The organism is Agromyces sp. NPDC056965 (genome assembly GCF_042673425.1).
Lineage (GTDB): Bacteria > Actinomycetota > Actinomycetes > Actinomycetales > Microbacteriaceae > Agromyces.
On record NZ_JBHURI010000098.1, the window covers coordinates 1 to 13767 of the forward strand.

Below are 13767 nucleotides of genomic sequence, written 5' to 3' on the forward strand. Positions count from 1 at the left end.
CGTCGAAACCAACAGTGTTCCTTGCGTTGATGTCTGAAGTGGGGCGAGGTTTCTGCAAGATTAGGCGAGCTGACGCCCCTTGCCCATAGGCTGTGGGTGCGTCGTGCCTGCCAGCCTGGGTCAGGCCGTGCGGCGGCGCAGCGTGATCGAGCCGAGCACGATCGATCCGACGATCCACGCGACGATCACGAGGATCTTCGCCGTGATCCACGCGGCGCTCTCCGAATCGGCGGCGACGGCCTGCAGCGCGTCGATCGCGAAGCTCAGCGGCAGCCACTCGCTGATCACCTCGAGGGCTTCGGGCAGCTGGTCGCGCGGGATGAAGATGCCGCCGAGGAGGATCTGCGGGAACACGATGAGCGGCATGAACTGCACGACCTGGAACTCCGAGCGCGCGAACGCGCTCGCGAGCAGGCCGAGGGCGGTGCCGAGCAGCGCGTCGGCCACGGCGACGGCGAAGAGCAGCCAGATCGAGCCCTCGATCTCGAGCCCGCAGACCCACACGGCGAACGAGACGGCGATGGCCGTCTGGAACACGGCCAGCAGGCCGAAGGCGAGGGCGTAGCCGAGGATGAAGTCGCCCTTGCCCATCGGCATCGAGAGGAGCCGTTCGAGCGTGCCGCTCCGGCGCTCCCTGAGCGTCGAGATGCTCGTGACGAGGAACATCACGATGAACGGGAACAGGGCGATCATGGCCGGGCCGATGTCGGTGAAGTAGTCGGTGTCGACGAAGATCCACGCGACGAGGCCGATGAGCAGGCTCGGCACCACGAGGAGGAGCGCGACGGTGCGGTGGTCGTGGCGGATCTGGCCGAGCACGCGCCCGGCGGTCGCGAAGGTGCGGGTGAGGTTCATCGCTGCGACTCCGTCTCGCTCGTGGGCCGCAGATCGGGCTCGCCGCGTTCGATGAGGCGCAGGAACGCCTGCTCCACGTCGTCGGTGCCGGTGATCTGGAGCACGCCCTGCACGGTGTCGTCGGCGAGCAGCGCGCCGTCGCGGAGGAGCAGCAGTCGGTCGCAGCGCTTGGCCTCGTCCATGACGTGACTCGAGATGAGGAGCGTCGTGCCGTCGTCGGCGAGGCTGCGGAACAGCGCCCAGAGTTCGACGCGCAGCACGGGGTCGAGTCCGACGGTGGGCTCGTCGAGCACGAGCACCTCGGGCTCGCCGAGCAGCGCCGCGGCGAGCGAGACCCGGCTGCGCTGGCCGCCCGAGAGCGAGCCGACGAGCCGGCCGGCGACCGAGCCGAGATCGGTGCGGTCGATGACGCGGTCGATGTCGGATGCCGGTGCGCCGATGATGCGGCGGAAGTAGGCGAGGTTCTGACGCACCGAGAGGTCGTCGTACACGCTGGCCTGCTGGGTGACGTAGCCCATGCGGGTGCGAAGGGCCCGGCTGCCCGCCGGCAGGCCCAGCACCTCGATCGTGCCCGACTTCACGATCTGCACGCCGACGATCGCTCGCATGAGGGTCGTCTTGCCGCTGCCGCTCGGGCCGAGCAGACCGATGATGCGGCCGCGCGGCACGGCGAGCGAGAGCCGGTCGATCACGGGCGTACCGCCGCGGACGACCGTCAGGTCCTGCACGATGACGGCCGCGCCGGGCGCTGCGCCGGACGCGGGACCGGCGGCATCCGTGTTATTCATCATGTGCCGAATCTTTCGCCGCCGCAGCTGCGCTGTCAAGCGATTCCGGACTCCCGGTCAGGTGCCATTGCACGGCCGGGCCGACCCGGCGCACGAGCTCATCGATGTCGGCCGAGGCGACCGGTTCGAACTCGAGCACGTACCGCACCATGATGACCCCCACGAGCTGCGAGGCCGCGAGTTCGGCCCTGAGCTCGGCGTCGTCGGCGTCGCCCAGCGCGGTGGCGATGCGCTGCATGATCTCGTGGCGGAGGAACTCGCGGAGCATGCGGGCGACGGGCCCCTGTCCGATCGCCGATCGGAGCGCCGCAACGGCGGCGGGTCGCACGGCGCCGGAGTCCCACGCCGTGAGCACGGCGCGCACCAGGCGGCCCCCGAGCTCGTCGATCGGGGCGGCGAGCGCCTCGCGCACGATCCGCTCGGGGCGCAGCGGCACCTCGACGACCTCGGCCACGAGCGCCTGCTTGCCGTCGAAGTAGTGGTGCACGAGCGCCGGGTCGACCTCGGCCCGACGCGCGATCGCCCGCATCGAGGCGGCCTCGTACCCGTGCTCGGCGAATTCGGCGGTCGCAGCGGCGAGGATGCGCGACCGCGTGTCGCCCGCGTTCGCTCCGCGGGGACGGCCGCGCCGACGGCGCTCCGAGTGCTCGGTCACAGCCTGAGCCTATTCCCGGAGAACGCCCTCCGGTTCCTCCGAGTCTCATGGGAAGCACAGCTCACGCCGAGGCTCGCTCGGTACACTGGATCCACACAGCAACCGTGCTCAGAGCGCTTAGGAGTCCGTGCCATGGAATGGCTCATCCCCGTCATCATCGTCGTCGCGCTCGTGGTGATCATCGGCATCTACCTCTGGGCAACGTACAACTCCCTCGTCACGCTGAACGTGCGCGTCGATGAGGCGTGGAGCGACATCACGGTGCAGCTGAAGCGCCGTGCCGACCTGATCCCGAACCTCATCGAGGCGGTCAAGGGCTACGCCGCGCACGAGAAGTCGGTGTTCGAGTCCGTCACGCAGGCGCGAGCCGAGACGCTGTCGGCTCAGGGCCCCGCAGAGGCCGGTGCCGCCGAGAACCACATGCAGCAGGCGCTGAAGTCGATCTTCGCCGTCGCCGAGGCGTACCCCCAGCTGCAGGCCAGCCAGAACTTCCTCCAGCTGCAGTCCGAGCTCGTCGACACCGAAGACAAGATCCAGGCCTCGCGCCGGTTCTACAACGGCGGCGTGCGCGAGCTCAACACGAAGATCAAGGTGTTCCCGAACACCCTGTTCGTGCGCAACCTGGGGTTCCACGAGCGCGACTTCTTCGAGGTCACGGAGCCGGCGGCGATCGCCGAGCCCCCGCGCGTGCAGTTCTAAGGGCCGGCGTTGTACCGCGCGATCGCGAAGAACAAGCGCAACACCGTCTTCATCGTCCTGTTCTTCCTCGCCATCATCGGCGGGTTGGGCTGGCTGGCGGCCTACATCTACCAAGACGTCACCATCGTGGTGGTGACGCTCGTGATCGCGACCGCCTACGCGCTGTTCCAGTACTTCACGGCCGACCGACAGGCGCTGTCGATGTCGGGCGCGGTCGAGCTGCACTCCAAGGCCGACCACCCGAGGCTCTGGCGCACGGTCGAGAACCTCTCGATCACGACCGGCACGCCGATGCCGCGCGTGTTCGTGATCTCCGACCCCGCGCCGAACGCCTTCGCCACCGGTCGTGACCCCGAGCACGCCGTCGTCGCCGCGACCACGGGCCTCCTCGAGATCATGGACGACGCCGAGCTCGAGGGCGTCATGGCGCATGAGCTCGGCCATGTGCGCAACTACGACATCCGCCTCTCGATGGTCGTGTTCGGCCTCGTCGTGGCGGTCGGATTCATCTCGGACATGCTCGTGCGCATGGCCTTCTTCGGCCGCGGCAACAACAACAGCAATCCGATCGTCATGATCTTCGGCCTCGTCGCGATGCTCATCGCACCGCTCGTCGCGAGCCTCGTGCAGCTCGCCGTGTCTCGGCAGCGCGAGTACCTCGCCGATGCCACCGGAGCGATGACGACCCGTCACCCCGACGCGCTCGCCCGAGCGCTCCTGAAGCTCGAGACCTACGGCCGGCCCATGAAGCGGCAGAACTCGTCGATGGCCCACCTCTGGATCGCCGACCCGCTGAAGCCCGGCGTCATGGACAAGCTCTTCGCCACCCACCCGCCGATCGCCGACCGCGTCAAGCGGCTCGAGGAGATGGGCGGCGCCTTCTAGGCGTTCGGCGCGTTCAGGCGCTCAGGCCGTGGCGCGGAGCTCGGCGGCGAGAGCGGGGGAGAGGTCGCCCCGCCCGGTCACGCTCACCTCGCCGAGCCCCTGCCAGGCGGCCGCACGCTGCAGCACCGGCACGAGCCGCGCTGCGGTCTCGGCCGGGGCACCGGGTTCGCTCCACGCCGACTGCACTCGGAGGATGCCGGCCTGCCGATCGCTCTTCAAATCGACCCGCCCGACGACGCGGTCGTCGATGAGCACGGGCAGCGAGTAGTACCCGAACTTGCGGTCGGGCTCGGGCGTGTAGATCTCGATGCGGTAGTGGAAGTCGAAGAGCCGCTCGGTGCGCGGCCGGAACCACACGACGGGGTCGAACGGCGAGAGCACCGCCGCCGTCTCGATGCGGCGCGGCCGCTTCGCATCGCGGTGCAGCCAAGCCGGTATCTGGCGCGACCCGGTCGTCCACCCGGGAACCTCGACCGGCAGCAGCACCCCGGCCTCTTCGAGTTCGGTGATCGCCTGCCGCACGGGCGCGCGCTTCATGCGCCAGTAGTCGGCGAGGTCGGCTTCGGTCGCGATGCCCTGAGCGGATGCAGCGAGCCCCACGAGCTCGCGCACGGCGTCGGCCTCGCTCGGGGCGGTGCCGAGCAGCTCGCCCGGCAGCGCCTGCTCGGGCAACGCGTAGACGCGCTCGAAGCGGCGCCGCTCGACGCACACGACGTCGCCGGTGCGGAACATCATCTCGAGCGTGCGCTTGACGTCGGACCAGCCCCACCACGGGCCGCGCCGTTCGTTGGCGTCGTGCTCGATCTCGCTCGCCCGCATGGGGCCGTTCGCGGCGAGCTCGGCCCGCAGCCACTCGGCCAGCGGCGCGTCTTGGGAGACCCACCCGCCCCAGTCGCTGCCGCTCGCCCGGAACGCCGCGCGGCGGAAGTCGAAGAGCGGCCAGAGCTCGCGCGGGATGAAGGCGGCCTGGTGCGCCCAGTACTCGACCATTCGCCCGCGGCGGCCCGTCGTGATGCGATCGAGTGCGGTTCGGTCGTAGGCCCCGACCCGGCTGAACGCGGGCAGGTAGTGACTGCGTTCGAACACGTTGACCGAGTCGATCTGCAGGAGGGCGAGCCGATCGATGACGCCGTTGACGGCGCGGGTGCCGGGCGCCTCGGGCAGCGGGCGCGAGAATCCCTGCGCGGCGAGCGCGATGCGGCGAGCGAGGGCGGGGCTGACGACGTCGACCATGATGCCTCGACGATAGCGGGGACGACCGACACCGACGCGCGACCAGGGCGCGCGGCATCCGCAAGCCCATGCCGCCCCGTTCATACGCCGCACCTAGACTGGAGCGATGACGGACTCCACGGGGCGGAAACGGGGCCGGTTGTCGCGGGGTGCGGCTGACACGCAGACTCCGGTGCAGCAGGCGGAGTCCGCTCCGCGCGAGGTCACCGACAGCATCCCCTTCGGGGTTCGGCTCGCCGCAGGCTGGTCGTGGCGACTGCTGCTCATCGGCGGCGTGCTCGCGGTCGTCGTCTTCCTGATCATCCAGCTGCGGCTGATCGTCATCCCGATCCTCGTCGCCGTGCTCATCGGTGCGCTGCTCGTGCCGTTCTCGGGCCTGCTGCAACGACACCGCTGGCCGAAGTGGCTCGCCGTCACCACGGCCATGCTCTCGGCGCTCATCGTCGTCGGCGGGCTGCTCACGCTCGGCATCACGCAGATCGTGCGCGGCTCCGACGAACTCGCCGCGCAATCGCTCGTGGCATGGGACCAGTTCCGCGAGTGGCTGCTCGAAGGTCCGTTCCACATCACCGAGTCCCAGCTGAACGACTGGGTCGATCAGATCATCCAGTCGGTGCAACAGGACACCGGCGTCCTCGTGAGCGGTGCGCTCTCGCTCAGCTCGAGCCTCGGGCACTTCCTGGCGGGCATGCTGCTCGCCCTCTTCGCGACGCTCTTCATCCTGATCGACGGCCGCGGCATCTGGAACTGGATCGTCGGCATCTTCCCGCGCCGCGGGCGCGCCGCCATCGACGGCGCAGGCCAGGCCGGATGGACGACGCTGCAGAACTTCGTGAAGGTGCAGATCCTCGTCGCGACGATCGACGCCATCGGCATCGGCCTCGGCGCGTTCTTCCTCGGGGTGCCGCTCGCGGTGCCGATCGCGATCCTCGTCTTCCTCGGCTCGTTCATCCCGATCGTCGGTGCGGTCGCCACGGGAGCCCTCGCCGTCTTCGTCGCGCTCGTCTACAACGGGCCGGTCATCGCCCTCATCATGCTCGGCATCGTGCTGCTCGTGCAGCAGGTCGAAGGCCACGTGCTGCAGCCGCTCATCATGGGCACCGCCGTCAAGGTGCACCCGCTCGGCGTCGTCGTCGCGGTCGCGACCGGTTCGCTGCTCGCAGGCATCCCCGGCGCGCTCTTCGCGGTGCCCGTCGCCGCGGTCGTGAACGTCATGATCCTCTCGGTCGCGAGCGGTGCCTGGAAGAACGACGCGGCCCCCCAGCCGCCGCCCCGTTCGGCGCTCTGGCGCACGGTGCCGCAACGCCCCGGCTACAAACGAGGAGAATGAACGAGTTGACGACCACGACCACGATCGCAGGACCGAGCCTCGCCGACTTCGAGCGCGCGCGAGGGGTGGTCTCCGCCGTCGCCCGGCAGACGCCGATGGAGTCGTCGCGGTTCCTCGCCGACCTGCTCGGCGTGCCCGTGCACCTCAAGTGCGAGAACCTGCAGCGCACCGGATCGTACAAGCTGCGCGGCGCCTACCACCGCATCGCGGCGCTGACCGAGTCGGAGCGCGCCCGCGGCGTCGTCGCGGCCTCGGCCGGCAACCACGCCCAGGGCGTCGCGTTCGCCGCGCGCGAGCTCGGCATCAGCGCCACGATCTTCATGCCCGTGGGCGTCGCGCTCCCGAAGCTCGAGGCGACCCGTGCCTACGGCGCGGAGGTCGTGCTCCGCGGCGACTCGGTCGGCGAGACGCTCGAAGCCGCTGCGGCGTACGCCGACGAGACCGGCGCGGTCATCATCCCGCCGTTCGACCACCCCGACGTGATCGCGGGGCAGGGCACGCTCGGACTCGAGATCCTCGAGCAGGCCCCCGACGTCGCCACGATCGTGGTCCCCATCGGCGGGGGCGGTCTCGCCGCCGGCATCGCGAGCGCCGCGAAGCAGCGCGCCGCGCAGCTCGGGCGCACGATCCGCATCGTCGGCGTGCAGGCCGAGAACGCCGCGCCCTACGTGGCCTCGCTCGCAGCGGGCTCGCCGCAGCGGGTGCCGGTCGTGCCGACGATCGCCGACGGCATCGCCGTCTACCGACCGGGCGAGTTGAACTTCGAGATCATCCGCGAGGCGATCGACGAGATCGTCACCGTCTCCGAAGACGACATCGCGCGGGCGCTCCTGGTGCTGCTCGAGCGGGCGAAGCTCGTCGTCGAGCCGGCCGGCGCGGTCTCGGTCGCCGCGATCATGACCGGCCAGATCACCTCCGACGGCCCCGTCGTCGCGATGCTCTCGGGCGGCAACATCGACCCGCTGCTCATGCAGCGCGTGATCGCACACGGGCTCGCGGCATCCGATCGCTATCTCACGCTCGGAATCGGTCTGCCCGACCGCCCAGGCCAGCTCGCCCGCATCGCGGAACTGCTCGCCGAGTCCAACGCCAACGTGATCGAGGTGCTGCACACGCGGCACGGATCGGGCCTGCAGATCTCGGAGGTCGAGCTCAAGCTCTCGGTCGAGACCCGTGGCCCCGAGCACCGGGCCGAGGTCGTCGAGGTGCTGCGGCGCGCCGGGTACGAACCGGTCGTCTACAACGAGTGACGACGGCTCGGCAGGGCGGCGCGAAGGCGAACGGGCCTCCCGGCCGCGCCGAACGCGAACGCGTACGGCCTACTGGCCGCCCCAGGTCTCGACGCTCGTGACCTCGACGGCGATCTCGCGGCCGTTCGGCGCGGTGTAGCTGGTCTTCTCGCCGACCTTCAGGCCGAGGATCGCGGCGCCGAGCGGGCTCTGCGTGCTCCAGACGTCGAGCTCGGAGTCTCCGGCGATCTCGCGGCTGCCGATGAGGAACGTCTCCTCATCGCCCGCGATGATCGCGGTGATGACGGTGCCGGCCTCGACGACGCCCGACGACTGCGGCGCGTCGCCGACCTCGGCGGTGCGGAGCAGCTCCTTCAGCTGACGGATGCGGGCCTCCATCTTGCCCTGCTCGTCCTTCGCCGCGTGGTAGCCGCCGTTCTCCTTGAGGTCGCCCTCCTCGCGCGCGGCCTCGATGCGCTTGGCGATCTCTTCGCGGCCGTGGGTGGAGAGGTGCTCGAGTTCCGCTGCCAGGCGGTCGTAGGCCTCCTGGGTGAGCCAGGTGGCGGTGACGTCCTGCGCCATGATGCACACTCCCGTGTATGAGGACCCGTGCGACGGGTACTCACTCTGTTCGTTCAGTCGACTTCACGCCGTATAGACGTGTCGCCCCGACGGATGTCGGAGCGAATGCCCCATGTTAGGTGAGCCAGCAGCCGTAAATCAAACCGGTGTTCGCCTCCTGGGCGACCCGCACGGTCTCGGTGAGGCTGCGCAGGTGCCGATCGGACGCCGGAACCTCGATGATCTTCCAGCCCACGACCGTGAAGTCCTCGTTGAAGGCCTGCACGGCGCACGCGGTCTCGTTGCCGGGCGGGACCGACAGGGTCCAGGTGACCTCCACGGCGCGGTTCTCGTTCATCAGCCGGTGTCCGGTGTCCGTGACCTCGATCTGCGGCTTCTGGCCGTCGAGGCCGGCCCAGACCACCCACGCGACGAGCACGATCGCGAACGCGATGGCGCCCCCGATGAGCAGCATCCGATCGCGAGCGCGGTGCGAGCGGGTACGCCCGTATCGCGCGTCGAGCACGTCCTTCGTCGGCGCTGAGTCTGCGGGCGCTGTGCTCGGCGGCGCTTCGTTCCGGTGCGCGGTCACCGCAGGCTCCTTCGAGGTCGATCGTCTAGGCTTGGATTCAAGCCTAACGCGCCCGGCGCAGGCCGAAGCTCGCCAGTGCCAGCTGATCCAGTGCACGCGTGAAAGAGAGTCCGATGCTCGTCGTTCCAGCCCTGACCTTCCTGGCGGAAGACGAGGAGTTCGACCCCAACACGGTGACGCCCGGCATCTGGGGCTTCGTCATCACGTTCCTCATCATGGTCGTGGTGCTCCTGCTGGTGCTCGACATGGTGCGCCGCATCCGTCGCACGAACTACCGCATCGAGGTGCGCGAGCAGCTCGAGGCCGAGGCGCGCGACGCCGAGATCGCCGAGGCCGACGGCCAGGTGACGGATGCCTCGGGCACCCTGCCGCCCGCCGAACCCGGGTCGACCGACGACGGGCCCGACGAGGCATCCGCTCGCTGACGAGCGCTCGCCGACCGTCGGCAGGCGCCGAGCCGGCCTGCCGGCTCAGCCCACGTGGTAGACGGGCGCGATCGCGATGAGCAGCGTCGCCGTCCAGTGGCACATGAACGCGAGCACCGTGCAGGTGTGGAAGATCTCGTGGAACCCGAAGACCCCGGGCCACGGGTTCGGCTTCTTGAGCCCGTAGACGATGGCGCCGCCCGTGTAGAGCAGCCCGCCGACGATCACGAGCACCATCATCGCGGCGTTCGCGGCCAGCAGGTCGCCGAGGTACATGACGGCCGCCCAACCGAGCAGCAGGTAGAGCGCGACGTAGAGCCAGCGCGGCGCGCCGATCCAGAACACGCGGAAGCCGATGCCCGCGAGCGCCCCGGCCCAGACGACGCCGAGCAGCAGCCAGCCCTTGTCGGGCGGCAGGGCGAGCACGGCGAGCGGCGTGTAGGTGCCCGCGATCAGCAGGAAGATGTTGGCGTGGTCGATGCGCTTCAGGACGAGCTTCGTCTTCGGCTTCCAGTTGAAGCGGTGGTAGAGCGCCGAGTTGCCGAAGAGCAGCATCGAGGAGAGCACGAAGACCGCCGACGCCCACTTCGCCGGTGCGCCCTCCGCGAGCACGATGAGCACGATGCCCGCCGCGATCGTCACCGGGAAGGTGCCGGCGTGGATCCAGCCGCGCCACGTGGGCTTGACCTCTTCGGGGTGCGCGAGCGAATCGTCGAGCAGGGGGATGTTCGGCAGGTCGGGGCCGTGCTCGCTCCGCGAGACCGCGAGGTCGCCGGGGTCCTCCGCCGCGACGGGGCGGGAGAGTTCGTCCACTGCATCGTGTGATGCGCGCCGGCGCTTCGAGGTCATGCTCACAGCGTAGGACCTCGCCGGTCACGACCGGCTGTGAGTGTCGGATGCGTCGGAGGGGTAGCGTAGTCCCGTGCAGACGAGCGATCAGCCCCTCGGTCGCGGCCTCCTCTACCGCCTCTATCAGAACCGGCTCCGGCGCGGACTCGATCCCGAGGCCATGCCGCGCCACGTTGCGATGATCATCGACGGCAACCGTCGATGGGCGAAGCAGCTCGGCTACGACACCGCGGCCCACGGCCACCGTGCCGGTGCGGCGAAGATGCGCGAGTTCCTCGAGTGGTGCGACGACGCCGGCATCAAGACGGTCACGCTCTACCTGCTCTCGAGCGACAATCTCGGCAACCGACCCTCGGCGGAGCTGGCCGACCTCATCGAGATCATCGCCGAGCTCGCCGAGGAGCTCTCGCACTACCGCGACTGGCGCGTGCAGCACGTCGGTTCGGATGCCGGTCTTCCCGAGCCCCTCGTCGCGGCGCTCGACGCGGCGGAGCACCGCACCGCCGACAAGCACGGCCTGCACGTCAACCTCGCGGTCGGCTACGGCGGCCGCAAGGAGATCACCGATGCGATGCGCTCGATCGTCGCCGAGCATCACGCGGAGGGGCGCAGCCTCGACGACCTCGCCGAACGGCTGACGCCCGACCTCATCGGCCAGCACCTCTACACGGGCGGCCAGCCCGACCCCGACCTCGTCATCCGCACCTCGGGCGAGCAGCGGCTCAGCGACTTCATGCTCTGGCAGTCGGCGCACAGCGAGTTCTACTTCGTCGAGGCCCTCGGCCCCGACCTCCGCAAGGTCGACTTCCTGCGGGCCCTCCGCGACTACACGAAGCGTCATCGCCGATTCGGCGGATGACTCGCGACATCCTCGTCTGCGAGACTATGCGCGCCGAACATCTCCGCCTCGATGAAGGGGGCACCTCCACGTGACCATCGACGATTTCACCGCCGGATTCACCCAGGAACCCGGATACCTCGACTACGCGCGGGTCGGGCCGCTCTCGACGGCCGCCGCCGAGGAGTCGCTCGTCTTCACCCAGGTGCTGCAGCGCGCCCGTCACGGCAGCCTCGACGAGATCCGCGAGCAAGACGGCCGGGTTCGGGCGGCGGCCTCGGCGGTCACCGGATTCCCGGCCGACCAGATCGTCTTCCAGCCCAACACGACGAGCGGCATCATGCACGCGATGTTCGGTCTGACCGGTGGGGTGCTCCTCTCGGCAGAGGAGTTCCCGAGCCTGCCGATCGCGGCGGTGCGCGCCCAGGAGGCGCTGCACACCGTGCAACCCGTGTGGCTCGAGACCGACCACGGCAAGGTGACCCCCGGCCAGATCCGCGAGCAGCTCGAGTCGAACGTGGCCGCCGTCGCGGTGAGCCTCGTCGACTCGCGTTCGGGATACCTCTGCGACATCGAGGGCATCCGACAGGTCATCGGCGATCGCCTGCTGATCGTCGACGCCATTCAGGGCTTCGGCGTCGTCGACGCGCCGTGGGAGGCCGCCGACGTCGTGCTGACCGGTGGGCACAAGTGGTGCCGCGCGGGCTGGGGCACGGGGTTCATGGCCCTGTCGCCGCGTGCGCTCGACCAGCTCACGCCGGTGTTCTCGGGCTTCTCCGGCACCGAAGAGGCCGAGCCGTGGGGTGAGGTGCCGCCGCCCGCGCCCGATGCGCGCGCCTTCCGGGTGTCGAACCCCGACCCGCTCGCCGAGGCCAGGTTCGCGGCGAGCCTCGAGGAGATCGCCGGCGTCGGCGTCGGCGCGATCAACTCCGCGATGGCCGAGCGGGTCAGCCAGACCATCGAGCTCGCCGACGAGTTCGCGATCGCCGTCGTGTCCTCGCGCGACGAGCGCGAGCGAGCGGGCATCGTCGTGCTCGAACCCCCGACCGAGCAGGTGACCCTGCTCACGGCGTCGCTGCACAACCACGGCGTCACGGCGACCATGCGGCAGGGGAAGATCCGGTTGTCGGTGCACGCCGCGACCTCCGACGAGACGCTCGAGATGCTGCGCGCGGCGTTCGTCTCGTACGGCACCGCGGCGTCGTACTGAGCGGGCAGCTGAGGGCCGCGGCATCCGCTCGCAGGTGAACGGCATGTGTCGCCCCGCGTGTCGGTCAGGCCGATTCGACGGCACCGTCGTAGCGTCTGTGGCATCGGACAAGTCGTCCGATCGAGTCGGCTCGTGAACCGCTCGTGGGAGGATCACCGCCGACGCGGAATGCCGAGCTGAAGCTCGGGGCGGGAGCTGGCGTGTCACTCTCTACCTCCAAGTCGACCGATCTCGCGGCGGGTGCCGCAGCAGCACAGCAGGAGCGCACGTACGTGCTCGACACCTCGGTGCTGCTCTCCGATCCCAAGGCCCTGTTCCGCTTCGACGAGCATGCGGTCGTGCTGCCCGTCGTCGTGATCACGGAGCTCGAGGCGAAACGGAACGACCCCGAGATCGGCTACTTCGCCCGTCAGGCACTGCGCATCCTCGATGAGCTGCGCGTCGAGCACGAACGCCTCGACTTCCCGATCACCGTCGGCGACGGCGGGTCGCTCCGCGTCGAGCTGAACCACAGCGACCAGAGCGTGCTGCCGTCGGGGCTTCGGCTCTCCGACAACGACTCCCGCATCCTCGCGTGCGCGCTGAACCTCGCCAACGACGGACTCGCCGTCACCGTCGTCTCGAAGGATCTGCCGCTCCGCGTGAAGGCAGCGTCCATCGGCCTCGACGCCGCGGAGTACCGGCACGAGCTCGCGATCGACTCGGGCTGGAACGGCATGGCGGAGCTCGACCTCGGCTCCAACGACATGGCCAAGCTCTACGAGCACGAGCACCTCACGGTGTGCACCGACCTGGAGCAGCCGATCAACACCGGGCTCGTCATCCACTCCGATCGCGGTTCGGCGCTCGGCCGGGTCGTGGGGGAGCGGGAGGTCCGGCTCGTCCGCGGCGACCGCGAGGTCTTCGGCCTGCACGGGCGTTCGGCCGAGCAGCGGCTCGCGATCGACCTGCTGCTCGACCCCGAGATCGGCATCCTCTCGCTCGGCGGTCGGGCCGGCACCGGCAAGTCGGCCCTCGCCCTGTGCGCGGGCCTCGAGGCGGTACTCGAGCGGCAGCAGCACAAGAAGATCATGGTGTTCCGCCCGCTCTACGCGGTCGGCGGCCAGGAGCTCGGCTACCTGCCGGGCGACCAGGGCGAGAAGATGAACCCCTGGGGTCAGGCCGTGTTCGACACGCTCGGCTCGGTGGTCTCCGACAACGTGCTCGAAGAGGTGATCGAACGCGGCATCCTCGAGGTGCTGCCGCTCACGCACATCCGCGGGCGCTCGCTGCACGACGCGTTCGTGATCGTCGACGAGGCGCAGTCGCTCGAGCGGAACGTGCTGCTCACGGTGCTCTCGCGCATCGGGCAGAACTCGCGCGTCGTGCTCACCCACGACGTCGCCCAGCGCGACAACCTGCGGGTCGGCCGCCACGACGGCGTCGCGAGCGTGATCGAGACGCTGAAGGGGCATCCGCTCTTCGCCCACATCACGCTCACCCGCTCGGAACGCTCGGCGATCGCGGCGCTCGTCGCCGAGATGCTCGACGGGCACGAGCTGGCCTGAGCGACGTCGACGAACGTCACGACGCCGGCCCCGGGGCGCGGGGCCGCGGCGATCGGGGTATTAAACGGCCT

Annotated in this window: 15 protein-coding genes; 8 read left to right on the forward strand and 7 right to left on the reverse strand. The window is 69.8% G+C overall.

What is annotated here, in order from left to right; genetic code table 11:
* Positions 1-120: 120 nt before the first annotated feature.
* From ACFTQE_RS17980 to ACFTQE_RS17990, 3 genes are read right to left on the reverse strand one after another with little or no spacing between them, the layout of a single operon-like run.
* Positions 121-855 (reverse strand): ABC transporter permease, encoded by a 735-nt coding sequence (locus ACFTQE_RS17980; RefSeq protein ID WP_375837494.1) that lies wholly within the window; start codon positions 853-855, stop codon positions 121-123.
* On the reverse strand, positions 852-1646 hold the full coding sequence (locus tag ACFTQE_RS17985) for an ABC transporter ATP-binding protein (protein WP_376926351.1): 795 nt from the start codon (positions 1644-1646) through the stop codon (positions 852-854). Before ACFTQE_RS17985 ends, ACFTQE_RS17980 begins: the two co-directional genes overlap by 4 nt.
* Positions 1636-2298: a TetR family transcriptional regulator gene (locus ACFTQE_RS17990; protein ID WP_376926352.1), complete on the reverse strand. Its 663-nt coding sequence runs from the start codon at positions 2296-2298 to the stop codon at positions 1636-1638. Before ACFTQE_RS17990 ends, ACFTQE_RS17985 begins: the two co-directional genes overlap by 11 nt.
* A gap of 132 nt (positions 2299-2430) precedes the next feature.
* Here ACFTQE_RS17990 and ACFTQE_RS17995 point away from each other — a divergent pair, with 132 nt between their 5' ends.
* Together ACFTQE_RS17995 and ACFTQE_RS18000 are read left to right on the forward strand one after the other, a co-directional pair.
* Entirely contained in the window at positions 2431-2997 is a 567-nt protein-coding gene (locus tag ACFTQE_RS17995) for a LemA family protein (protein ID WP_375837490.1), read from the forward strand.
* Positions 2998-3006: 9 nt separating this feature from the next.
* Positions 3007-3882, forward strand: a complete 876-nt coding sequence (locus ACFTQE_RS18000; RefSeq protein ID WP_376926353.1) for a M48 family metalloprotease — start codon at positions 3007-3009, stop codon at positions 3880-3882.
* A 21-nt stretch (positions 3883-3903) separates the two neighbouring features.
* Here the strand turns inward: ACFTQE_RS18000 and ACFTQE_RS18005 are convergent, their stop codons facing one another.
* Positions 3904-5115 carry a winged helix-turn-helix domain-containing protein gene (locus ACFTQE_RS18005; protein ID WP_376926354.1) on the reverse strand — a complete coding sequence of 404 codons (1212 nt, stop codon included), beginning with the start codon at positions 5113-5115 and terminating at the stop codon, positions 3904-3906.
* Positions 5116-5221: 106 nt separating this feature from the next.
* Between ACFTQE_RS18005 and ACFTQE_RS18010 the strand changes: the two genes are divergently transcribed.
* Both ACFTQE_RS18010 and ilvA read left to right on the forward strand, forming a co-directional pair.
* Positions 5222-6445 carry an AI-2E family transporter gene (locus ACFTQE_RS18010; protein WP_376926355.1) on the forward strand — a complete coding sequence of 408 codons (1224 nt, stop codon included), beginning with the start codon at positions 5222-5224 and terminating at the stop codon, positions 6443-6445.
* Complete coding sequence (gene ilvA / locus ACFTQE_RS18015) at positions 6442-7695, forward strand: threonine ammonia-lyase (protein ID WP_376926356.1); 1254 nt, start codon at positions 6442-6444, stop codon at positions 7693-7695. Before ACFTQE_RS18010 ends, ilvA begins: the two co-directional genes overlap by 4 nt.
* Positions 7696-7764: 69 nt before the next feature.
* Here the strand turns inward: ilvA and greA are convergent, their stop codons facing one another.
* Both greA and ACFTQE_RS18025 read right to left on the reverse strand, forming a co-directional pair.
* Positions 7765-8256 carry a transcription elongation factor GreA gene (greA, locus tag ACFTQE_RS18020; RefSeq protein ID WP_376926357.1) on the reverse strand — a complete coding sequence of 164 codons (492 nt, stop codon included), beginning with the start codon at positions 8254-8256 and terminating at the stop codon, positions 7765-7767.
* A gap of 115 nt (positions 8257-8371) precedes the next feature.
* The gene (locus tag ACFTQE_RS18025; protein WP_376926358.1) at positions 8372-8827 is read right to left on the reverse strand and encodes a DUF4307 domain-containing protein; all 456 of its coding nucleotides are present in this window, start codon (positions 8825-8827) and stop codon (positions 8372-8374) included.
* A gap of 98 nt (positions 8828-8925) precedes the next feature.
* Between ACFTQE_RS18025 and ACFTQE_RS18030 the strand changes: the two genes are divergently transcribed.
* Positions 8926-9252, forward strand: coding sequence for a hypothetical protein (locus ACFTQE_RS18030; protein ID WP_376926359.1), 327 nt, complete (start codon positions 8926-8928; stop codon positions 9250-9252).
* A gap of 45 nt (positions 9253-9297) precedes the next feature.
* Here the strand turns inward: ACFTQE_RS18030 and ACFTQE_RS18035 are convergent, their stop codons facing one another.
* Positions 9298-10101: a hemolysin III family protein gene (locus ACFTQE_RS18035; protein WP_376926360.1), complete on the reverse strand. Its 804-nt coding sequence runs from the start codon at positions 10099-10101 to the stop codon at positions 9298-9300.
* A gap of 73 nt (positions 10102-10174) precedes the next feature.
* Here ACFTQE_RS18035 and ACFTQE_RS18040 point away from each other — a divergent pair, with 73 nt between their 5' ends.
* From ACFTQE_RS18040 to ACFTQE_RS18050, 3 genes are all read left to right on the forward strand, one after another.
* On the forward strand, positions 10175-10960 hold the full coding sequence (locus tag ACFTQE_RS18040; RefSeq protein ID WP_375837479.1) for an isoprenyl transferase: 786 nt from the start codon (positions 10175-10177) through the stop codon (positions 10958-10960).
* Between the two features lie 70 nt (positions 10961-11030).
* The gene (locus tag ACFTQE_RS18045) at positions 11031-12149 is read left to right on the forward strand and encodes an aminotransferase class V-fold PLP-dependent enzyme (RefSeq protein ID WP_376926361.1); all 1119 of its coding nucleotides are present in this window, start codon (positions 11031-11033) and stop codon (positions 12147-12149) included.
* 200 nt (positions 12150-12349) lie between these two features.
* The gene (locus ACFTQE_RS18050) at positions 12350-13696 is read left to right on the forward strand and encodes a PhoH family protein (RefSeq protein WP_376926362.1); all 1347 of its coding nucleotides are present in this window, start codon (positions 12350-12352) and stop codon (positions 13694-13696) included.
* Positions 13697-13767: the final 71 nt, after the last annotated feature.

Bases quoted from the DNA above. Each gene is read 5' to 3' on its own strand.
- ACFTQE_RS18005 (WP_376926354.1), bottom strand. From the start codon at position 5,115: ATGGTCGACGTCGTCAGCCCCGCCCTCGCTCGCCGCATCGCGCTCGCC.
- ACFTQE_RS17985 (WP_376926351.1), bottom strand. From the start codon at position 1,646: ATGATGAATAACACGGATGCCGCCGGTCCCGCGTCCGGCGCAGCGCCC.
- ilvA (WP_376926356.1), top strand. From the start codon at position 6,442: ATGAACGAGTTGACGACCACGACCACGATCGCAGGACCGAGCCTCGCC.
- ACFTQE_RS18035 (WP_376926360.1), bottom strand. From the start codon at position 10,101: ATGACCTCGAAGCGCCGGCGCGCATCACACGATGCAGTGGACGAACTC.
- ACFTQE_RS17980 (WP_375837494.1), bottom strand. From the start codon at position 855: ATGAACCTCACCCGCACCTTCGCGACCGCCGGGCGCGTGCTCGGCCAG.
- greA (WP_376926357.1), bottom strand. From the start codon at position 8,256: ATGGCGCAGGACGTCACCGCCACCTGGCTCACCCAGGAGGCCTACGAC.
- ACFTQE_RS18010 (WP_376926355.1), top strand. From the start codon at position 5,222: ATGACGGACTCCACGGGGCGGAAACGGGGCCGGTTGTCGCGGGGTGCG.
- ACFTQE_RS17995 (WP_375837490.1), top strand. From the start codon at position 2,431: ATGGAATGGCTCATCCCCGTCATCATCGTCGTCGCGCTCGTGGTGATC.